This window comes from Vibrio marisflavi CECT 7928 (assembly GCF_921294215.1).
In the GTDB taxonomy this organism is placed as follows: Bacteria; Pseudomonadota; Gammaproteobacteria; order Enterobacterales; family Vibrionaceae; genus Vibrio; species Vibrio marisflavi.
This window is the reverse complement of record NZ_CAKLDM010000001.1, coordinates 938,936-961,828: the sequence shown is the minus strand read 5'-3', so window position 1 is coordinate 961,828 and position 22,893 is coordinate 938,936. Positions and strand designations below refer to the sequence as shown.

General features: G+C 40.9%; 15 protein-coding genes. 3 read left to right on the top strand and 12 right to left on the bottom strand.

Going from position 1 to position 22,893, the window contains the following annotated elements:
• Positions 1-3 precede the first annotated feature (3 nt).
• Genes L7A31_RS04285 through L7A31_RS04260 form a run of 6 tightly spaced genes read right to left on the bottom strand, consistent with a single transcriptional unit; the run spans position 4 to position 4,572 of the window.
• Positions 4-1,233, bottom strand: a complete 1,230-nt coding sequence (locus L7A31_RS04285) for a CpaE/TadZ family protein (protein ID WP_237360263.1) — start codon at positions 1,231-1,233, stop codon at positions 4-6.
• Between the two features lie 11 nt (positions 1,234-1,244).
• Positions 1,245-1,736 carry a hypothetical protein gene (locus L7A31_RS04280; protein ID WP_237360262.1) on the bottom strand — a complete coding sequence of 164 codons (492 nt, stop codon included), beginning with the start codon at positions 1,734-1,736 and terminating at the stop codon, positions 1,245-1,247.
• Positions 1,733-3,076, bottom strand: a complete 1,344-nt coding sequence (locus tag L7A31_RS04275; RefSeq protein WP_237360261.1) for a type II and III secretion system protein family protein — start codon at positions 3,074-3,076, stop codon at positions 1,733-1,735. Before L7A31_RS04275 ends, L7A31_RS04280 begins: the two co-directional genes overlap by 4 nt.
• Before the next feature lie 9 nt (positions 3,077-3,085).
• Entirely contained in the window at positions 3,086-3,880 is a 795-nt protein-coding gene (gene cpaB, locus L7A31_RS04270; protein ID WP_237360260.1) for a Flp pilus assembly protein CpaB, read from the bottom strand.
• A 15-nt stretch (positions 3,881-3,895) separates the two neighbouring features.
• On the bottom strand, positions 3,896-4,336 hold the full coding sequence (locus tag L7A31_RS04265; RefSeq protein WP_237360259.1) for an A24 family peptidase: 441 nt from the start codon (positions 4,334-4,336) through the stop codon (positions 3,896-3,898).
• 5 nt (positions 4,337-4,341) lie between these two features.
• Complete coding sequence (locus tag L7A31_RS04260; protein ID WP_237360258.1) at positions 4,342-4,572, bottom strand: Flp family type IVb pilin; 231 nt, start codon at positions 4,570-4,572, stop codon at positions 4,342-4,344.
• Positions 4,573-5,399: 827 nt separating this feature from the next.
• On the opposite strand from L7A31_RS04260, the gene L7A31_RS04255 reads away from it, so the two are divergent.
• Complete coding sequence (locus L7A31_RS04255) at positions 5,400-6,386, top strand: LacI family DNA-binding transcriptional regulator (RefSeq protein ID WP_237360257.1); 987 nt, start codon at positions 5,400-5,402, stop codon at positions 6,384-6,386.
• A 67-nt stretch (positions 6,387-6,453) separates the two neighbouring features.
• Here the strand turns inward: L7A31_RS04255 and L7A31_RS04250 are convergent, their stop codons facing one another.
• Complete coding sequence (locus L7A31_RS04250; RefSeq protein ID WP_237360256.1) at positions 6,454-8,085, bottom strand: glycoside hydrolase family 32 protein; 1,632 nt, start codon at positions 8,083-8,085, stop codon at positions 6,454-6,456.
• A gap of 233 nt (positions 8,086-8,318) precedes the next feature.
• Between L7A31_RS04250 and L7A31_RS04245 the strand changes: the two genes are divergently transcribed.
• Together L7A31_RS04245 and L7A31_RS04240 are read left to right on the top strand one after the other, a co-directional pair.
• Positions 8,319-9,758, top strand: coding sequence for a sucrose-specific PTS transporter subunit IIBC (locus tag L7A31_RS04245; RefSeq protein ID WP_237360255.1), 1,440 nt, complete (start codon positions 8,319-8,321; stop codon positions 9,756-9,758).
• A 312-nt stretch (positions 9,759-10,070) separates the two neighbouring features.
• On the top strand, positions 10,071-11,786 hold the full coding sequence (locus L7A31_RS04240) for an NAD-dependent malic enzyme (RefSeq protein WP_237360254.1): 1,716 nt from the start codon (positions 10,071-10,073) through the stop codon (positions 11,784-11,786).
• Positions 11,787-11,849: 63 nt separating this feature from the next.
• Here L7A31_RS04240 and L7A31_RS04235 read toward each other — a convergent pair whose 3' ends face one another.
• The 5 genes from L7A31_RS04235 to ascF all read right to left on the bottom strand — a co-directional run bounded on the left by L7A31_RS04235 (position 11,850) and on the right by ascF (position 22,389).
• A complete protein-coding gene (locus L7A31_RS04235; RefSeq protein WP_237360253.1) occupies positions 11,850-16,355 on the bottom strand; it encodes a phage tail family protein in 4,506 nt (1,501 codons plus the stop codon).
• A gap of 333 nt (positions 16,356-16,688) precedes the next feature.
• Positions 16,689-17,513 carry a MalM family protein gene (locus tag L7A31_RS04230; RefSeq protein ID WP_237360252.1) on the bottom strand — a complete coding sequence of 275 codons (825 nt, stop codon included), beginning with the start codon at positions 17,511-17,513 and terminating at the stop codon, positions 16,689-16,691.
• Positions 17,514-17,617: 104 nt separating this feature from the next.
• A complete protein-coding gene (gene lamB / locus L7A31_RS04225; protein ID WP_237360251.1) occupies positions 17,618-18,847 on the bottom strand; it encodes a maltoporin LamB in 1,230 nt (409 codons plus the stop codon).
• A 492-nt stretch (positions 18,848-19,339) separates the two neighbouring features.
• Positions 19,340-20,770, bottom strand: coding sequence for a 6-phospho-beta-glucosidase (gene ascB / locus L7A31_RS04220; RefSeq protein WP_237360250.1), 1,431 nt, complete (start codon positions 20,768-20,770; stop codon positions 19,340-19,342).
• Between the two features lie 140 nt (positions 20,771-20,910).
• A complete protein-coding gene (gene ascF / locus L7A31_RS04215) occupies positions 20,911-22,389 on the bottom strand; it encodes a PTS cellobiose/arbutin/salicin transporter subunit IIBC (RefSeq protein ID WP_237360249.1) in 1,479 nt (492 codons plus the stop codon).
• Positions 22,390-22,893 lie beyond the last annotated feature (504 nt).

The following is a 22,893-nucleotide window of genomic DNA, read 5'->3' as shown; positions in this document are numbered from 1 at the left end:
ACGTTACGCCTTCTTCAACCATTGCTTTAATTTGATTGCAGAACGTTTTGTATATGGCTTACCCAATACCAGTGACGTAAGTTGCTCAACAGTGTTATTGACCTGTAATCTTTGAGTGTTAAGCGCTTTAGCATTTAGAATGGCCTGGCTTAACCCCGATTCGTAAGCACACGTAATATCAGGACTTTCTTCCAAGAAGGATTTTACTTCTTGATCTGAAACCGTCGCGGCCTTCTCTGGGCGAGTATTGTTGAGAATAGTAATGTGCCTTGCGACAGAGTTGTGGCTCTGCAAAGCGTCTAATAGACGTTTTGCTTCTCGCAGACTAGAAACGGTTTTATCCATGACTAGCAAGACAATATCGGCATTTTTTGCAATGTACTCTAGCTGTTCTTTGCAAGATGACGTGCTTGAAAAATCTTCTACAATGAAGTTGAACTGAGTGGACAAAGCATTAATCACCGTGCGCAAAATATCTCGCATTTCCGGCTCATTTAATGTGTCGGACTCAATACTTAGCAACGAAAGCAGCTTGTTGACATCTTGCGTCATGCTCATAGCGTATGTTGTATCTAGCGTTGTAGAAACCTCAGCAGAACTCACATTTCTTTTGCTAAAGTTTTCGACATTCAGCAGTATGTCTAGATTGCCGCCAGTAAAGTTATAGTCGGCTACAACGCATGAGCTATTGTGTTTGCCTGCTAGGTTTTGTGCCAATTGAGAGGCGAAGAACGAAGTGCCAACGCCACCTTTCGCTCCCAATATAGCGATATTTTTTGCCTTACGAGTAGGGCTTAGCTTTACGTTGTTAGCCTGTGTTGGGCGTAAGTTATGCAGTAACTCTACAAACTCCTCCTGGCATGCTGGCCAAAATAGGTAGTGAAAACCTAAGGTTTTTAAGTTACGTATTGTGCATATTGTCCCTTCAGTGCCTACAACAATAACGGAAGTGTTGTTTGGCAGTAGATGAGAGATACGCTGCATGTCTTCGCTAACGTTTTGGCTTCGGGTTAGCTCAATAATAATTGTGCAAGAGCTGTTTTCTCGAGCGTGTTCATGAATATTCTTATCGTTATTCACTAGAGTCTTCGGTAGCTCTAAACCTTCGAATCGACATGCTTCTTCGACAAAGCTTTTGCACTCTTCACTCTGATGAAATAACACCATCGTATGCAAGTTTTCACTATCGGGCTTGTCGGAGTGACTTTTTATAACATCAACTAAATCAAACATAATAATTACTCTTACTTGGCGTCAGGAGACGTCTTGGTCAACATTTTCTGCGGGTTAACCATTGAAGCCCAACGACTATTCTCTACATAGCACCCAGAAGGGGTATCTTCTACGTCCCCAACTCCGTAATAACCACATTGAGTTACTTGAGTCGTGTAATTAGTGGTTGAAATAGAGATGTCGAAACGATCGTCATCTTTGTTCATTCCAGCTTCTAGATGAATAGAGCTAGAATCTACGCCTTTCTTGGTTAGCTCTTTGCGAATCTGTTTGGCCCAGGCTTTACCCGTGTACGAATACCATTTGATACTAACGCCGTGCTCAAGGATTACACTGAAGTGAGAGTCGATAAACTTGTTTAAAAATGGTGATGGCTTAGTCAATGCTAAAGAGTATGTAACTGGGTAGACATCTACGTTGCTACCAGAACGTTCATTGACATGTTCAGCACAGCCTGTCACAGCGATGACAGGAATAAGTGCAAGCAATTTCCAGTTGATCATTTCTTGAAGCCTCCGGTTGCAAGCAGCTCATTCGCCCACTTCTCACTCGCTTTTGGATAGCTGCTGCTTTTGTTACTAAGCCCAAAAAATCGGCTTAATGTCGTTGTTCTCTGCATTGTAGGAAGCTGTACCTGCGAAGGTTTAATTGGCTTCACTAGGTTTACTGTTGCAACAATGACAAGCTCTGTTTTCTTTTTCTGGGTTGCGGCATCACGGAATAACGTACCTAGAATTGGGATGTCTCCTAATAGAGGTACTTTACTTAAGCTTTCAATTTCTTCTGTACTTAACAAGCCACCAAGGACAAAGCTTTGCCCGTCACCGAGTTCTACTGTTGTTTTCTCACGGCGTGTTTTAAGTGCCGGTAGGTTATAGGTTTGGTTTTCGTAAGTGGTATCTAGCGAGCTCACTTCAGGTGCCAGAGTTAGCCTGATTTTGCTGTCTTTTTGTACTTTTGCCGTCAGGTTTAGCTGAATACCATAGTCTTTGTACTGAACGTCAGTCATATTGTTAATGACAGTAACAACAGGTAGCTGACCACCAACCAAGAAGTTGGCACTTTCTCCAGAAATCACCGACAGGTTTGGCTCAGCCAGAACTTTACCTACAGTGTCATCGTGGCTTGCGTTAATGATTGAAAGCAAATTGGATGCATTGAAACCGTTTATTGAGCTAATAAACTGCCCGGGGCTGTCAGAACTACTTCCGTACTTGAATCCGATCTCTTCCATAAAGGATTGAGAGACTTCAGCTATGGATAGCTTTACGTTAACTTGCTTTGTTGCGGCGACTTCGAGGTTGTTTACAATACCTTCGAAGCTTTTACGAGTCATATAATCAAGTTGTTCACTTGTTTTACTTTTCCCGTCGGAGAACGTAAATGTGTGTTCTTTTGCATTTCGTTTTAGCAGTGTGCCAACAACATTTTCAATCTTGTTCTTTTCAGTTTCAGTTGAAACAGTACCGCTTAGTACGACTTGGCCATCAACATTGAAGACATTCACATTGTCGTTTGGAAACTTAAGTGCCAAATATTGCTGTATCTTAGTTAAGCTTTTATTGACGATGATATTGTCACTAGCGAGTGTGTTGCCAGATTTGCCAAAAACTAATATCGTTGTGTGTCCCACTTTTTTTCCATAGACAACGACTTTGCGTTTATCGATAACTTGGTAATCAGCAACTTTTGGGGAAGCGATAAAGACAGAAGAGACATCTTCTTTCAAGTTAATCGTACTTGCGTATCCTTGCGCAAGATTGAGCACTCCTCTAGCAGCCGAAACAAAAGACACGGATGTTAGAGCTAGCGCAATTAAAATTTGTTTTGTTTTAATATTCATGATCAAAACCTAGTTAATTTGCATCTTGTCAGCGCGGTATTCGGCAACACCTTGAAAGTGCGGCAATATATCTCCAGAATCTGCTTGTAGATCAGCTTTGCTGTATTCACCCACAGATTTATCGAGTTTTATTTGGGAGACTTGCTCTGCGACAGTTAGTGTTACCGCTTGTTTTCTTGTTAGCTCTAGCACAACAACGACGTGATTTTTGGACTTCTTAGAGCCTTCTATATTGCTTTTCTTGGTCTGTTTCTTAACTTGTAGAACCTTGATTCCGGAGAAGATCGGTTTTACATAAACAGAGTTGTTTGGCTTGCTGCTCGAACCTGAGAAGCCACTCGAACTCTTTTGGGTACCTATTACTGACAGAACGTCGACTTTGCTTCCGTTAGTCAGAACTCCACCAATGACAGTGTTCGGGCCTATTTCCACTGGGAAGGCGACGCGATTCTTTTTAATGACGTAGTCTATATATCCAGCATCTTCGGGCTGAACAATATCAGCATTGGAGATATAGCTGCCTTGGGTAAGGTTCTGACGAAAAACTGTGCCTTGAGTCCATTTCAAGTTGACGTTTTCAGTAAAACCCAATTGGTTCGCTTTAGCCTTTGGTAACTGTTTAACGCTTAGCATACGTCGGTTGATTATTTCACCGGAGTGAGCGTTTTCTTTTAACTGCCATACTTGAATAAGAGTATTTTCTTGAGTTTTGGCATGCGGTTTGTTTACTAATGACCCTGCTACGCCATAAAGGCCGACTAATACGGCTACAATAGCAATTGCTAAAAATATTTTTGATTTCACGATCAAAACCTTAATTTAAATAGACGCAGCGATACCGAATAAACAACCAATACAAATTGGAATGCCATATGGTACCCCGTGGTTTATTAAACAATTTCTTCCAAATAGCTTTAGTTTTAAATAGTATGAAAAACCAAGAAAGCCGCCTAATAGACTTATTATAAATAGGGTCATAGGAGCATATTGAGGTTTAATCGCTATAAAAAATGAAGCTAGTAGCTTTATGTCACCTGCTGCAATTATCTTTAATGAAAATAAAAATAATCCAATTAAGAATATGCCTAACACATAGCTAATATCGAAGCTATTTTGTATTTCTAAAGAGATAAAAATGCTTACAATGGCTACTAAAAGACAGGACTTATTTGGGATTGTTCTTTTTGTGATATCTTGATAACTGATATAAATAGAAATGGTGGCTAACAGCAGCCACCATAGCACTAACCACTTGTTCAATGATTTTACTTACCTGCTGCTGAGTTAATGTCGCTCGCAACTGTTTTAAGTGCAGACCCGATGTTAGTTACTAGACTACTTTTAGTTAAGCCTACGTAAATACCGATGCCCATAACAGCAGCAATGATTGAGTATTCGATTGCTGTTACACCGCGTTCGTCACCAACGAAGTTTGAAGCAGATTTTTTGATTGAGTCTAGAGCTAGTTGAGCGTTAACGAATAATTTAGTTAGCATTTTTTATTACCTTAATTGACTATGATGTATTTACTATTAATAAATGTTGAGTATGAATAAGTTGTATGTGAAGTTAGCCTGATCACTCAGGCCAAAATTTCCTTATAGCTGCTCTATTAAATTAATAGAAAATCCATGTTCTGAAGTGGTTAAATAAAAATGCACGTGAAATGCCTATTCATTCATCTATCCATTATAGGATAGATATACCGCTTTGTTTTTTGTCACACTGCTTTATGAACAAATATTGCCCAGTAAAGTTTATTTTTAATAACTAATTCATTTTATCTATCACAAAGAGAATGGTGCTTATGTTTTTATACACCGTCTATGTTTAAGACAGGGCGGATTCTATTGGTATATTTTATTTTGATCAATAATTGCTCTGGTTATATATTCATGCAAAATGGGAATATATAGCTGGTTGAGATTTAACTATGAAAAAGTAACATAAGCTGATTTCAATGAGATAGCTTGGACTTTAAGTCGCGAACTCTAGGTCTGTAATTAAATGGGAGCACATGTACTAATTGCTTGACTCTAAGTGTTTTGTACAATTAAAGAACAAAACAAACGAATTTTCGTGTTTATAGATAGTTCTTGATTAGGTTGATTGTTGAACATGTTGTGGGGGTTAATTGAGCAACTCAAGTGCGCATATGCTGGTATTTAAGTAGTGATCAATTTGGGGCGGGTAGAATGAGTAGCGCTATTTCAATGAAGGACGCTTTGTGAGCAAATGGTAACAGTTGTATGGTTTACCTAATGCTCATATTGAAATAGCATATTGTTGAGTTGGGTTAAGTTGATAAAGTTTAGGAAAAAATATGGCTAGCTTACATGATGTAGCTCGTTTGGCAGGGGTATCTAAATCTACGGTTTCACGCGTCGTCAATGATGAATATGGTGTGAAAGAGTCGACGAAGGTCATTGTTCGCAAAGCGATAGAAGAGTGCGGTTATGTCGTAAATCAAGTCGCAAAGGATCTCAAGAGCCGAAAAACCAACTTGGTTGGTGTTATCGTTCCACGAGTTTCATCTAATGCTACATCGCAGGGTATCGACGGTCTTAGTGGAATTTTTGATGAAGCAGGCAAACATGTATTGCTTGCGAACACGCATCAAAAGCACGACAAAGAGCTAGAATACATAAAGATTTTTAATCAGAAGAGAGTTGAAGGGATCGTTCTTTTTGCTACGCACCTTGATGACTCTTTAGTTAAAGCGATCAAGCAATCTTCGGCTCCAGTAATTCTAGTGGGACAGGATGGCTCGTTGTTTGATATTCCAAGTGTTGTACATGATGATACGAGAGTTGGTTTCGAAGCGGGTAACCGCTTGACGAATGTTGGCTGCAAAAAAATTGGATTTATTGGCGTTCAAAGTGATGATATTGCGGTAGATGTAGAGCGTTGCAATGGGTTAGAGAAAGCATTGAAACTAAATGACTTGTCGCTGTACTTTCATGTTCATGGGGATTTTTCTATGGAATCGGGGTACAAATTGGCAAAACAGCAAATTGAGCTTACTCCCGACCTTGATGGTATATTTTGCGCAACAGACCGTATTGCCGTAGGTGCAGTGAAAGCTCTTCGAGAAGCTGGTGTCGATGTAGGTAAGCAAGTAAAAGTATTAGGGCTTGGAAATGACGAACTTGCTTATATCAGTAGCCCTAGCTTATCTACATTTAACTATGCCTTTGATAAGGCAGGTGAGAACGCAGCTAAAATGCTCTTGGATAGAATTGAAGGTAAAGGGCGAGAAATGAGTAAAGTTGTACTTAGTTTCGATAGTATTGATAGAGAAACTTGCTGAAAGTGCCCTAAATTATAAAGTGACCTGTTTGTCCAGACAGGTCACTACTATTGTATGGAGTAGGTAACTACTCACCAGAAAATGGCGGTATTGACGGGTAGATATTACGCAGAACAGCCTCAGCTTTTTCGCCAGTTAGTGAAATACATGTTGCGTCTTCAGGAGTAAAAGCTCGCCCACTCATTACTTTCTCTCCATCATTGATAAATATTTCTAGTGACGAGTTATCAGCGTAAACCGCTAGCTTAACTTTTCTACCAACTTGAGTGACTTCTCTTACGGTATCTCCACTACAAGATATAGTTTGGCTTCGGTCAACGCGAATGGCCTGCCTATCAGGGTCAAATGCTAATGTGATCCTATATTGCTGGTTTTCCATGAGTGATAGCGTACAGTGACTATCAAGCGTAACCGTAAGCTCAAAGCTTTTTGTCTCTATATCTATTGGATCGCTACCAAGCGTTACTGCTTGCGCTTCCGACATTAATTGCTCTAGCTCGACAATTGGCTTTTGGGTTAACTTGCCATCTTGATAGATAAGTTCACGCTGCATGGTGAGCTGGTGTATCCAGCCGTTTTCTATTGTAGGCTGGTTGATGTCATCAGGTAATCCCATCCAGCCGACCATCACTCGGCGACCATCTTCTGTTAGTGTTGTTTGCGGTGCGTAAAAGTCAAACCCGTAGTCGAGTGTCCACTCTTGCTCAAAGCTAAACTTGCTATCGTTTTGCTCGGAAATTGAAAAAATTCGATTTCTGTGTGGGTTGGTATCAAATTGGCTATTTGACTTCACCCCTTGTGGACCAAGCACAACAAAATGCTGACCCGATAGCTCGAAAAAGTCAGGGCATTCCCACATGTAGCCAAAATCACCGAGCTCGTCACCAAGTAGCCCTTGGTACTCCCAGTTAAGCATATCTTCTGATTGATACAGAGCTAACCGACCTTTTAGATCGTCAGTTTGGGCTCCGAGAAGCATGTTCCAAACGCCATTGCGAAAATAGATTTTTGGGTCGCGTATATGTGCAGTGACCCCTTCTGGTAGCTGTTTAATAACGGGGCCGTGTTTCTTGAAATGAGCGCCATCAGATGAAGTTGCAAGGCACTGTGTGGTTTGTCGTTTTCTATTGTGACCTATTCGGCTGTTACCTGTATAAAAAAGGTAAAGTTCTTCTCCTTTACTTACCGCATGTCCGGAGAATACGCCGTGACTGTCATACCAGTCGGTAGGCGCTAGGGCGGGATTAAGCCATTTCCAATTGATCAAATCTTCACTTGTCAGGTGGGCCCAGCACTTGTCTCTATGTTCGCATGCAAAAGGATTCCATTGATAGAACAGATGATACTGACCTTGATGAAATACAAACCCGTTCGGGTCGTTGAGTAGACCCTGCGGCGGAGAAATATGCCATGTTGGTCTAAAAGGGCATTTCTTAACTTCTATGTATTTGATCTGCTCAGAGAACCTTTGAGATAGCGCATTACTAATATCATCGATGAGATGACTATCGAGATCACCTTGCAACGGTGTTGTTAGCTGCCATTCTTGATTGACGTTGTCTAGTGAAACATTAGAAGGCGCAGAGGTTGGCTTTATTTCATCTACAAGTGAAACCGTTAAATAGTTTTCATCGTCGACTAATATTCGCTGGATATTGTCAATTCCTCCAGCTAGCTCAATCAGATGTGATAACGACATGATACTTCCTAATTGTGGGAACGTTGTCTAATTTAATGTAACTCACCTTAATATGCAATCGATAGGGTCGAATTGGGCGGGTTTTGGACAAATTATAGGGTGTATATTGGGTTTTAAGCGAATCAAGCTAGACTGATATCACATTATTATCATGTTGATGTTTTTCTATTGGCATAATGATCGTATATTTCTGCAAACGTTCCCTAAATATAAAAATACTGGAAAGGTGGCTCATGGATTACCAGCATATCGCAACACAGCTTCTCGATAGCTTGGGAGGTAAAGGAAACATTCAGGCTTTGGCGCATTGCGCGACAAGGCTTAGGCTTGCTCTCGTTGATGAAAGCATTGTGGATGAAGCAGCCGTGAGCGAGCTTCAGGGAGTAAAAGGCCAGTTTAAAGTCGCGGGCCAATATCAAATCATCTTTGGCTCTGGAACAGTGAACCAAGTTTATGCAGAGCTTGCAAAGTTGACTGGGTTGAGCGATATGTCGACTAAGGATGTTGCAAGTGCTGGAGCTCAAAAACAGAATTTGCTACAACAGCTAGTTAAAGGCTTGTCGGACATCTTCGTTCCAATAATCCCAGCTATTGTAGCTGGTGGTTTGCTGATGGGGATATTCAACGTACTGACCGCTCCTGGGCTTTTCATCGACGGTAAATCTGTGATTGACGCCAACCCTGGGCTCGCCGATTTAGCAAGCATGATAAATACCTTTGCCAACGCCCCGTTTGTTTTCTTGCCTGTATTGCTCGGTTTTTCTGCTGCGAAGAAGTTTGGAGGGAACCCATTTCTTGGTGCCGCATTGGGTATGATCATGGTTCACCCAGATTTACTTAATGGCTGGGGATTCGGTAGTGCTTCAATTTCGGGCACTGTTCCAACATGGAATATTCTAGGATTTGATATTCAAAAGGTTGGTTATCAGGGTTCGGTGTTGCCAGTTCTTGTTTCTACCTATATTTTGGCTAAGTTGGAGTTAGGGTTAAGAAAGATAATTCCTTCAGTGTTAGACAACTTACTCACCCCTCTTCTTGCTATATTCATAGCTGGCATTGTGACTTTCGCCTTTGTTGGTCCATTTACTCGAGACTTGGGCTTTATGTTAGGTGATGGCCTTAACTGGTTATACGAGTCGGCGGGCGTGCTCGGTGGTGCAGTGTTTGGCATGATTTACGCGCCTTTCGTAATTACGGGTATGCACCACAGTTTTATCGCGATAGAGACTCAGTTACTCGCCAATATCGCTGTGACTGGAGGAAGCTTTATTTTCCCAATCGCTGCGATGTCGAATGTTGCTCAAGGCGCTGCTTCATTGGCTGTGGGTATGATGACTAAGGATATGAAGTTGAAAGGTATCGCTATTCCTTCTGGGGTAACGGGTTTATTGGGTATAACGGAACCTGCAATGTTTGGGGTGAACTTAAAACTGCGTTATCCGTTTATTGCCGCTATGATTGGTGCTGCTACTTCAAGTGCGTTCATTACCTTCTTCCAAGTAAAAGCCCAAGCATTGGGAGCTGCGGGAATCCCAGGAATTATTTCAATCAACCCAGAAAAGATAGTGTATTACGTCATTGGCATGGGTATTTCATTTGTAGTGACATTTGTAGCGACTATCATGCTGGCGCAAAGAAAGAGCTACAAAGAAGCAAAGAGTGTAAACGTATAGCTTCAACAGTATGATTAAAAAATAGTATTTAACTGTCTTAATAAAGCCTCCTACTAGCCTCTAGTGGGAGGCTTTGTTAAATGTCGCGCTGTTAATTTTTGCTTACTATTTGACATGGAAATGACGCTAGTTGAATAACTGAGCAATTATAAGTTTTATTGATGAATATCATCAAATTAGCTCATTGTAGCCATTGAAAAATTCCTTAATCACTGCTTTTGATCACAACATTTGTTTTTATTCCTCTTTAGACTACATGCGAATTTCAATTCGCTCACAAAAAGAGTGATTAAAAAGGTCTGTGGAGATGTTATGACTGTAGGAAAATACTTACGTTGGAAGGATGCGGAAGGCAAAGAGTTTCGTCCGGTATCACTTTCAGGAACCGATCTACTAAATGATCGAAACCTTAATAAAAGTACAGCATTTAGTTACGAAGAAAGAGAGCTGTTCAATTTAAACGGTCTACTTCCTCCTAGAGTTCAAACGTTTGAAGATCAAATTAAGCGTGTTTATCAAGGCTTTAAAAATGCGTCAACGGACATCGAAAAATACCTATTCTTAAGATCCCTGCAAGATAGAAACGAAACATTGTTCTATGCATTGATTAATCGTTATGTTGAGGAAATGACGCCGATTATTTATACCCCAACAGTGGGTAAAGCTTGTCAGGAATTTAGCCACCGTTATCAAAAAGCTCGTGGCCTTTACGTAACTGAAGAAAACGTAGACAACATGGGTGAAATGGCACGCCACTTTCCAAACCAAGATATCAAGATTATCGTTGTAACTGATAGTCAAGGTATTCTAGGGCTTGGTGACCAAGGTGTTGGCGGCATGGGTATCCCAATCGGTAAGTTGTCACTTTACACGTTAGGGGCTGGTATTCACCCTACTCAATGTTTGCCAGTTGCACTAGATATTGGTACAGACAACGCTGATTTACTTTCTGACCCTATGTATTTGGGTGTACCGAAAAAACGTATTCGCGGTGAAGAATATCGTGCATTTATTGCTAAGTTTGTTGAGCAAACTAAGCGTCACTTCCCGAAAGCAGTACTGCAGTGGGAAGACTTCAGTAAATCGAATGCCTTTGACAACCTAACAGAATACGAAGATGTCATTCCTTCTTTCAATGATGACATTCAAGGTACTGGTTCTGTTGTTCTCGCGGGCATCATCAATGCAACTAAGATCAAGCACGAAAATCTAGCTGACCAAGTATACGCGGTATATGGTGCTGGCGCTGGTGGTGTAGGTGTTGCGGACCAAATCTTTGCTGGTCTACTCAAAGAAGGCCTTTCTCATGAAGAAGCGCGTGCACGCATATTCACATTAGATTCTCGTGGCGTTGTTTTTGATAACCGAGAAGGATTGGATGAGTATAAGAAACGCTATGCTAAGTCTTGGGAAATGACGCAAGATTGGCAATTAGAGGAAGAGGGCAAAGCGAGCCTCCAAGATCTTATAAACAATGTTCCTGTTACTGTATTACTAGGTTGTAGTGGTGTTGGCGGTGCATTTACTCAAGCTCATGTAGAGAAAATGCATACGCACACAGAAAGGCCAATTATCTTCCCGCTTTCTAACCCAACATCAAATTGTGAAGCCTTGCCTGAAGATCTCTACCGTTGGACTAATGGTAAAGCGATTGTTGCTACTGGTAGCCCTTTCGATGACATCGAATTTGAGGGCAATACTTACCGAATCGGCCAAGGTAACAATGTATTTATCTTCCCGGGCGTTGGTTTAGCTGCGATTGCGGGTGAAGTGAAAAAGATCACCATGGATATGTTTACTACGGCATCTTTCGCTTTGGCTGAGCATGTTAGTGAAGAAGACTTAGCTATGGGGTGCGTGTTCCCAAGAATCAGCGAGCTAAAAGAAGTGACGCTAAAAGTGGCGACAGAAATTTTAGAGCGCTTACGAGAAACAGATGCTGATAGCAGTTTGCGTGATAAAGACATTCACCAAGAACTTGCTTCGCATATGTGGGAGCCTGTATATCTGCCTTATCGCAGGGTTTAAGATAACGTTAAGCTCTTTTAAAGTGGAAAGGATCAGCATTGCGCTGATCCTTTTTTTATTGTTTTAGTCGCCGTTTATGTTGTCGTCGTTGCTAAGGGCTTTTGAGGTTATGTCGAACATGAGTGCTATGTTCTGTGAGTAAAACCCAGTCTGCATTCTGCTTTGAATATCTGCTGGAGTCGTAGTGTTACTCTTGTTAGACAAGTCGATTCCGTATATTAGATCGCCATTGATGGTCTGAATAATACTCGAAGAGTATTTGAAGAAACTTAGTGGAGTGACATTAGAATCTGCAATGTCTTGAACAAAATAAGTCGTCTTCACTAGGGCTTTCATATTTGAGAGGCCGATTCCTGCTGCTCCTAATACATCAGATACAGGGTCCTTGATATCTTTATACGAGTCTTTATATTTGACTGTTAACTTCGTTATATCCATCACTGACTTTAGGATATCAAAGGTGATGCTGGTTGCTGCGTCTTTTTTATGTTTATTAACTTTTTTAGCATCACTAATGGCCCACCGAACAATGCTAACTACAACGTTACAACTCAAGAAAAACTCGTAGCCGCTATCAAAATGTTTTAAAAGTGATGGTGGTGTTTTGTACTCGGTCCCAGTCGTTTTTTCAAAGATTTTAATTTGTTGGCTGTTTAGCCACATTATGTTGCCAATTACTTTCAGTAACGCATCATAAATATCAAAGGCAAGTGTGTATCCATTCCAGCCACTGGCATCCCCAAGTAGCAGTCCCGACTGAACAGGATCTTTAAGTGAAGGTAAGGATTTGATGCTCTTACCATCTTTAATATACATTGTGCACCATGCAACGGTTCCAAGAAGTACGCTGTTTAATTGCTTGAAGCTGATATTAGTAGAAAGATCGATATCAAAAAGCTTCAAGAATTTGGTTACTATGGGGATTTGAAAAGTAATTGATGCTTGGGTCCAAATTGTACGGTAAGCATTCGCCGCTAATTCAATTGCTGATTCCAGTAAGTCAAAAGTCCAGTCTACCGCGCCTTGAAAGCATTCGATTGCTTTGTTCATGACTTCCGATACGATATCGCATAGGGCGGTTGGATCAGATGCGAATTTGATAATGATTTCGATGAACCAAGCAATAAATTCTTCCATCTTTGAAGAGGATGGTTCAAAGGTTTTAGGAGTCATCATCACGTTTACAACACTGCCGAATTCGTTAAATTGGATATCTTTAAATAGAATTGGGCTGATGGTATCCCATACACCATCAACGACAGTTAAAAGTGCTTCTGTCAATTTGCTTATCGCGGGCATAATAACGTCGTTTACTAGTGGGTTATTAATGCATGCATCGATAATACCTTGACCAACTTTAATTGTTTCAGAAAAAGCTGTCGCAACAGTATTGCCTACACCTGTATTGTGACTTTGATAAGTGGCAAGGCCTTTTAGAGAGTCAAATGCAGAATCAACTGTTTCTCGGTAGTTATGGACTTCTTGTTTTGCAAGCATTGTTTGCTCTTCTACTATATCGAATACATCGTCATGTAACCGCTCAGCACTTTTTATGGTACTAATGATGTCTTTGATGTGGACAAACAGCATCACAATCATAATGATGGCGCGTACAATGCACATCACTACTTTAACTACGGCAGTAACAATAGAAGCAACAATATCGGCTACTTGTTCACAAGTTTCTACAACCCAGTTTACTGCTGAGTCGACAGCTTGACCGATAAGCTCGAGTAGATTTTTCGACATTTCAATGACGACTTTGGCGCCATCTAACACCAGTTTGAAGCCATCTTTTATGGCTTCAGCTGGATGAGATATAACATTTGCAATGGCATGTACTACATCAGATACCCAGTGAATAAAATCACCAAATATTCCTTGCAGCTGCATGCTTTCATGATTACTTTCAGAAGTACGAACAAACTTTCCTTTTTGAAAGCCGACGACGAGTTTGGAATTATCACTTGACTGCAATAGGGACTCAAGTGAAGAAACATGTAAGGTATACAGTGGGTTATTGGCCTGTTCGTCTTGGTAATATGTTCCTTTTAGATTGCTATCTGAATCATTAGTTGCTGTATTCAGAGCATTCATAGAGTCTGCACTCTGCTTATAGAGATCGCTTAGGCTGTCGTATGACTCTGAAGGAGAGTTCTCGTTAGCTTCGACAAAGGTCACACCGCACTTGTTGCCAGCATCTTGTAACTTGGACTTGCTATTGTATTCGCTACTGGCCATTCGCAGGTTAGCTTGCTCGGCCAAATTCAGGTTGTACCATTTTGTGGTAGCACCTTCTGAATTAGCGTCTCGTAGCAAAGCGCTATCATTGCTTCTTTCTAAAGTGCTGATATCAACGACTCGAACCATAAGCCGACAAGCAATATCGTTGGCCTTGACCATGATCGATATCGGCTCCCCTTTGTCACTGATAGGTATAAGAGCACCCTGTGATCTGTCGACATCAAAGGCTTGAGTGCTGTTAAATAAAATTTGTTGCGGAGAGGGGCTTCGAATCTCGACATACTGGCCTTCTTTACCAATAGCGCTATATCCATAGGAGTTGAGTGGAGAGATAGTCGCTCGGTAACATTCTTGATATTCAGTATTCTCGGTTTCTGCTTCTTCCAATGTGATGCTTTGGCTAATGGGTTGTTTATACCATGTGGTTTCGACCTGCTTTTTCGAGCTTAGATAAGCGCGACTAGTAACTGAACCAGAGTGCAGTTCTTCTTCTATCGTTAACATGTCACAAGAGTTGTTGAATCTAGGGTTGCAATAAATTGCGTTGGCTTTGTTGCCAATAAAGATACCACGGTAGCTTTTGGCTCCGGTATCTGGGTTTGTGCTCGCAAAATCAGGGCATTCACCAAGTATTACGTTACTTGCATTCGTTCCGGGTGGAGTAAGGCGGCCATCGACAAGCGGTGTGGAGTATGGGGTGTTGCTATCGGTTCCATTTGATTGGCGATACATTAAAACACAATTATTTGTATCTTTTGCGAAGAAGGTAAACCCACCATATTTGCTTATGCCGCCAGTGAGCAGAATGGGATCGGCAACAAAAGAGTTCTCTGGGACGTGAAAGCGTTGGTAGCCTATAAATGTACCATCATTCATGTCATGTGCGATAAGCATAATATCGGACTTAGCAGGAGAGGAAGTCGTTTGCTTTCGATTCATTAACGCTATTTTAATGCATGCGTCTGAAGTTCTTCCGTTAGGGTAAGTTGCTTTTGTTCGTTGAATTTCATAGCAATCAGTGAACGAAAACTGATTTTGTTCTTGTAGGAAGGCTTTGTACAGCTCAGTAGTTGTAAAAGGTTTATTAATTTGCCTCCGAACTTCGCTATAAACTTCGATTCCTTTGATATTTTTTGAAGCTGTATTAATTGTAGAGCTTGGTGGAAAGTGGATAGTTTTATAGGCGGGTATGCCTCTTAAGCTAACCCAGAAGGTATCGTTTGAAGGGTCTTCACCAACATTAATTTGGACTATATTTCCGATATTAACGTCTGTTGATTGACTGATAGGCACATTTTTTGAAAATTGAGTAGTCATTTGATAACTACGAATGTCTTTCCACCCGCCAATACACAATATATGGTTATACCAAAAGCTGGAGCTTCCATCGTCACTTGAAGTAAAAGTTATATAGTCTTTACCGGTTACATCGGTATAAGTTCTCACAAAATGGAAAGTAGGGTTCACAGGCAGGATTTGCTCAAGAGGAACTATGTCCCAGCCAGTTGAGACGACTGTGTCCATATCACACGAAGACTTCGCAGAAGCTTCTGCCTCAAGCCAGCGAATACACATATATGAAGTGTTGCATGACGTCCCTATTATTAGGAAAGCTTGAACGCCCAGCATCTTAGTACCACTGGAATCTAGTGTGTTGTGGAGTGGATGATGCAGGCGATATAGAGTTTCTTTACCTGTTAACTTTTTCGAAAACTTAGTGGGCGTGATAAAAGTTGTATCATATCCTCCTGAAGGCTCATCAGAGTCTATACTAGCCTGCGTCTTTTCAAGTATTTCAATTCCCCATCCACTTTCCATTTCAGCTAGATGAGCCATTTCTGTAGTGCCGAAATTCGAGTCGTAATCATTAAATCCATATTCTGTAGGATCTGTTTGATCAACAATAGCTTGGATTTTTAATTGACCACCATTAAAGCTTTCCAGTGCGACATGTTTTCCTTGGGTGCTATGTGAAGCACTATAAGGTTTGTCCTGTACTACTTGAGTAAAGAGTTCCGTACCAAATTTGAATTGATAGGCAGCCACTTCCTCAGCCATTTCCGCTTGCGTGATACCAAAATCTGCTGGGTTACTTGAATAATCTGAGTTGAGTCTTCCCCAAGCACTTGGTACGACACCGCTGCAGGCGAGGGCACCTAAACCAGCGAACTTAGCACTGCCAGATATAAACTGTCTTCTTGAAACCAGTGATTCAAAGCAATTTATTTCTTTTTTCTGTAAATCTTCGTTTTTGATAACCTTGCTTATCAGTTTTTGAACGGTTTTTCTTATTGTACCTATTTCAATACTTTCGTTGTTTTTCATAAGAAGATTCTTTTTAATTGATGTTGTTTATTAGTTCTTGGATTGTTATTTGTTGCTCCTTGATTGAGAGCGAGTGCATTTTATTTATGCCCAATGTAATTAATCAAGTGATTGGGTGCTTAAAATGTGAAGGAGATTGAGAATATGTTTTGATGAGAAGTCATACCTAATTGACTGTTATTAATATCAATAACAATAATAGCTGTGATCTATATATGATTAATTTGGAGGATGGTAAGCGATTATTATGGTATTGGTTTAAACAATAATAAGGGTTGATAAATTATAGCATTAGAAATTGGCCAGCCATTTTTATAACTGACCAATATTATTTTACTTATTGTTTATAGCATTAACAAATACGTCTTGAGCACCTGATATATTCTTGGCTTTCGCCTCATCTAGTAGTTGTAAAGCTCTGGGTATATCATCACTGTTCACCGCTTGTTTGATTTGAGCGTAGTAATATTGCTTGGCTCTTTCTGTAGATGCTTTTTGTGAAGCTGCTGGAGCTGAAGAAGTCATTGTATTTGTTGATTGGAGTAGGTTAGCACGAGCGCCATCAATTTCGACCGAAATAACCCCAACCTTTGCGTGAGGAACAGGGATGTCTTTTACCTGTGGTAAGTAGTTACCATGGGCTTCAGCAAACAACCGGGCTGGGTTTATGACTGTGGTGGTTTTATTCTGCTCATCTTCGTTGGTATATACGACTAAATAAAGGGTGTCTTCATTCATTGGTGGGAAGAAGTTAATATTGGCTGATATTCGATTGCCTTTCGCTAGTCTCGGTTTTAGATACTTAAAGTTATCACCTTGGTAGCGCTCAATTACTTTGCCTGACTTGTCAACGATAATTGCTGAGGGGTAAAATACAGAATCTTCTATTTGGCTTGTGATCGTTATATTGAGCTCTCCTCTATTTGAAGGAAATTCAAAAACGGCAACAGGGCTATTTATTGTGCTGTTGTCTAGTATTTGCGATTGAGGAGTAATCTTTACTGACTTGGTGCTAGGTAGTGTCATTTTAACGCTTTGTAATTCAGAGATTGAATGAACAACTTGCGTATTCGGTGCCGAGTTTTGTTCTATTACTTTCGCTGATTGGCAGCCAGTTAAAACAAGGCAAATCATGGTGAAAAAAGTGCGTATATACATAGTGATTCCTTGGTTTAATTACTCGTTATTGGTTGAGCAAGAAAGCCGGCAAACACCGGCTTGAATATTGCCCAGCAGTGGGCGTTTGACAGTGGAATTTGTGGTTACCACCAAGCTTCTGCTTGAATACCAAATACATATTCAGAGTTGTCATTGGTGCCAAATGTGTTGTTATTTTCAGTATCAGCTAAGTAAGAGCCATAAACTCTTATCTCTGGCCTTGCCCAGAAGCCTTCACCTAGAGCCCAAGCTTGAGCAAGAGTGAACTTGGCCAAGCCAAAGTCTTGTGTGGCTGTACCAGCAGTATTGATTTCTTTACCTGCGTTATAGCCAGCTTCAACAATGGTGCGCATATTGTTGGTCCATTGATACATTGGACGAACTACAGCAGAATATTGATGAATGTCGAAATCTTGACCAGTGTAGGTATTGCTAGAGTTTAATCCACCAATATCGCTACCGGCTAGATAGGCAAGCTGGTGGCCAAATTCCCATTTTTTGCTCAGGCTAACCACACCCCAGTTTAATACTCTGTATCCAGTGCTGCCGTTGTATGCACTTGTGCCACGTGTGTAACCTTTACCTGCGCCCCAGTCGGCGGCTTGTTGGCCATATCCGTTATTACCGAACTGGAGTACGGTTTGGTTAAATCCGCTTTCGATATTTTGGTTAAATATGGCGGTAGCGAATACACCATCGTCGGCTGCTTCTGAATAACCAGACTTATTGGTCGCAAAGTTGTAAGCGATACCGAGCTCCAAAGAGCCGTCTTCCCATAAGTTAATATCTGCTACTCGAGTATCGAAAATATAACTGCTACTCGAGTTATCAGTATCAGCATCTTGTACAAGGGCAACGGAAAGCTTTTGATCTCCAACAGAAAGGTTTTGAATTCCGCCACCTGTGCCAGAAGTATTTAGAAAGTAAAAATCGGTGATGTGGATATCATGGCGTTGGTAGTACATTTTGCCAGCCCAAACTTCAGCCTCAGGATCGCTGCCAATTAAGCCTTTTGTTTTGATTGCAAACTGAGAGACTTTAGTCCAATTGGTTTCATCATCAGCGTTGTTGCCATCGTCGCCAGCGGCAATCATTGAAATGAGTTCCCATTTTTGATCGTTCTTTTCTAACGCCTGATTGAAACCAAATTCATAGTAGTTATCGCTTTCGTTCCCTAAACGACCAACCCCGTTTTTGTCATAGGCAATATCGCTGTTACCTGATCCACTGACACCTGTTCCTGCTCTAAAATAACCCGTAAAATCAACAGCAAATGCCGAACCTGCTGCTAAAGTTGTTGCTACCGCTGCTGCCAAAAGGCTTAATTTTTTCATTTTGTACACTCCAAAGCTTGTATCGAACCGCATCCTTCACTTTTTTCCCAGTAACTGGGTATAATTCTTATGTATGGGACTGTTCCCATTTGCGATATAAAAGCTATCATAGGGTAAAAGTGATTGTTACGATCTAGGTATGCAAATGAGAAGTTGCACTTGTTTCTATATAATTTATTGATGAGAAATATTACCAGTATCTAATTATTGAATAATAAATAAAGATAATGATAGAGATCTTAATCTTGTAAATAATAACGAATATGGCCAGTCATTATAGAACGCCTGGTTTTGTATTAACTTGCTGAAAAATAGAAGTAATTAAATAATGGGATCGGTGCCCTTACTGGTTTGTGGTGTTTTTGTTGGTGGGATAAGGTGGTTGTCAAACCATTCGAATGGAGGTCGCTGGAATTCTTCGAGACTGTTGACAACCTAGGGGTTAGTTTAAAACTCCAACATAACAGAGGAATTGATTGGTTATAACTCTATCTAACCAAGAACGCTGCCATTGCTTTCAATGACCTTTTTATACCAATGAAAAGATTTTTTTGGTATCCGCTTTAATGAACCGTTGCCTAAATCATCTCTGTCTACGTAGATAAATCCATAACGTTTGCTCATTTCTCCGGTAGATGCTGCGACTAGGTCAATACACCCCCAAGGTGTGTAACCCATTAGTGGGACACCATCTTGCATCGCATCATGCATAGCTATGATATGTTGGCGTAGATAATCGATGCGATAATCATCATTAATGTTGCCATTTTCGTCCAGCTCGTCTTTAGCACCCAAACCATTTTCAACCAAAAATAATGGCTTTTGATAGCGGTCGTAAAGGGTGTTCATTGTAATTCGCAAGCCTATAGGGTCGATGACCCATCCCCAATCGCTAGCTGGCAAATGAGGATTCTTAATAGACTTAACAACGTTGGCTGCACTGGTATTGCTAGAGTTCATATCTGCTGAAGCACATCGAGAGGCATAGTAGCTGAAGGATATAAAGTCGACTGTATTTTTAAGTATTTCAAAGTCTTCTTGATTGGTTTCGAGTTGTATCCCTTTTTGTGCAAACACTTTCTTTGTGTAAGAGGGGTAGTAGCCACGAGATTGCACATCGATAAAGAACAGGTTTTCTCTATCTTTTTCTAGAGCTTTTAATACGTCTTCTGGCTTACATGAATATGGATAAAAATTTCCTCCAGCCAACATGCATCCAACTTGGTTTTGCGCATCTATTTTGTGAGCCATTTTAGTGACCAAAGCACTAGCAACTAACTGGTGGTGAGCTGCTTGATATTTTACTTGGTCATGATTTTCACCTTCCTGAAACAGAAGGCCTGCCCCAGAAAACGGGCTAGCAAGTAAAATGTTGATCTCATTAAAAGTTAGCCAGTATTTCACTAGCCCTTTGTATTGCGTTAAACATGTCTTCGCGTAGTTGCTGAAAAATGAAATCATCTTTCGGTTGCGCCAAGAACCGTATTCGTTTACAAGGTGCATGGGGACGTCAAAGTGGCACAGTGTGACCAAAGGCTCGATGCCATATTTGTGACATTCTCGAAATACATTGCGATAAAAATCAATTCCAGCTTGGTTCGGCTCTAATTCATCTCCGTTAGGGAATATACGGCTCCAAGCAATCGAAACTCGGAAAACTTTAAAGCCCATTTCGGCAAGTAGGGCAATATCTTCTTTATAGCGGTGATAGAAATCGATGGCAGTATGGCTTGGATAGAACTCGTCGACATTCTGAGTCACTTTATCAACTTGCCCTAACTTTATCGGCATTCGATTCTGTCCATATGGAATCATATCGACAGTCGTTAATCCTTTACCACCAGCTAAGTGGGCGCCTTCTGACTGGTTTGCCGCAATAGCGCCGCCCCATAAAAAATCTTTAGGGAATTGAGTGTTTGACATCGGTACCTCTAATTGGGAGATCTCATCTAACAATAAATGTTTAGGATAATCTTTGTATTGTAATGATTACTCAACCTAGCTAAGTTCTCAGCTAGGTTGAAAGATGGTTAACTTAGTTTCAAAAATGGTTTATCAATACATCACGTTGTAGCAGGTGCAGTTGCAATTTCACCTTTGGAGAGTACAGGTTTCTTCTCGTCGTTTGCCGTTGAGGCTTCACCAGTTTGGTCTTCTGGTATGTCCTCGAAGCCTAAAATGAGCGTCAAAACAAATGATAGTACGATAGCAAGAGCGATTAGGCCGAACACCCAAACAATACTCATTGGGTCATTTACATCGAAGAATTGCACACTGGTAAATAGGCTGGGCGCCGCCATAGAATGACTCGCTAAGCCACCCATACCAGCTAAAGCGCCGACCACAAAACCTGTAATCATAGTGGCAATGAGTGGTCGCTTTAGTCGAACTAATACACCGTATAGTGCAGGTTCTGAAATTCCAGCAAAAATAGCCGATGCACCAGCAGCCAGTGAGGTTTGCTTCAAAGCGCTGTTTTTTGTTTTATAGGCAACAGCTAAGCAAGCACCACCCATACCAAGGTTTGCGCCAATTTCTGAAGGCATCACCATGCCTTCACGGCCAGTTTCAGCGATCGTTTGAATGATCGTTGGTGTAAATACGCGATGCATACCTGTTAAAACAAGTAGCGGCCATAGTGCCCCCATGATTGCTACTGATAACCAACCGAGTGTGCCATGAATGGTGTAAACGAGTGAAGAGATGGCAGTTCCAACCCAAATTCCAAATGGACCGATGATAACAATGGCGATCGGTGCGGCGAATAAGACGATAAGCATTGGCTTGAGGAAGTTTTTTGTTACCGCTGGAGTGATTTTGTCTACCCAGTTTTCGATGTATGACAGCACCCAAGTCATCACCAGAGCGGGAATAACTGTGTAGGTATATTTAACTGAAGTGATAGGAATTCCAAAGAAGTCAACATGTTGCCCTTGGGCGGCGAGTTTCATCAATTCCATAAAGTTAGGATGAATTAAAACACCTGCTATAGCTATCGAAAGTGACATATTGGTTTTAAATTTGATCGATGCTGACGCTGCAACCATGACAGGTAGGAAGAAGAATGCGCCGTCCCCAATTGCTTTCAAAATAATCAGCGTTGGATCGTTAGGTTCAACCCAGCCAGTCATCTGCAGTACCATAGCAAGCAGCTTGACCATCGACCCCCCGATAATAGCGGGGATCAGTGGAGACATCGTCCCGACAAGTGCATCAAGCATTTTTGCCCCGATAGCCTTTACCGTGAGCTTTTCTTTTTTTGTTGGTGTGTGAGTAGTAGTCGAACAAGAAAGGTCGCATATTGCCATGATTTCTTTGTATGCGTATGACACTTCATTGCCAACAATAACTTGTATTTTATCGCCGTTATCGACAACACCCATGACACCTTGTACTGACTTAAGCCTCCTGACGTCAACTCTGTCTTGGCTGTGCAATACAAATCTTAATCTTGTCATGCAATGTGTTAAGGCTGAAATATTTTCTTTCCCGCCAACAAGCTTCACTACAGATTGGGCCAGCGTTTGGTAATCCTTGACCATTTTTATCTCCTAAAGAAATTGTGTCAGTAACATATGGTGAAATAGAGCGAAAGGTTCTCAGTATTAAACCGTTGAGGTACAACGATTAATTACACTACTAATTTTTTCGTATTCTTTTCTTTGCATTCTAATGGTTACCAGTAACATGTTACCGATAACATACGTGTCGTAAAGGTGTTAGCTATAGAGCTTTTTAGATCTGAGATCTCACGCAAACTCGCTACGACAATCGAATACCGCTTGATTCAAGGTGCTTCTTATCAAATAAATTCGTGTAAAGCGAAGCACAGTAAACGTTTATAGAAACAAGAACATGATGTTAAAGAAGGTGTTTTGTCACTTGTTTTCAGGGATGTGATGGAGCAATGGCTCTAGCTTATGATTGGTTGGGAGGAGTTTTAAAGAAAATGCCGCTTGCGGTCAACGAGCGGCATTCTAAGTTTCAGTTATCTTCTTTTTGAGGAAAGAGAACTTGAGTTTGTTTGCTGTTTATCACTTTTACTG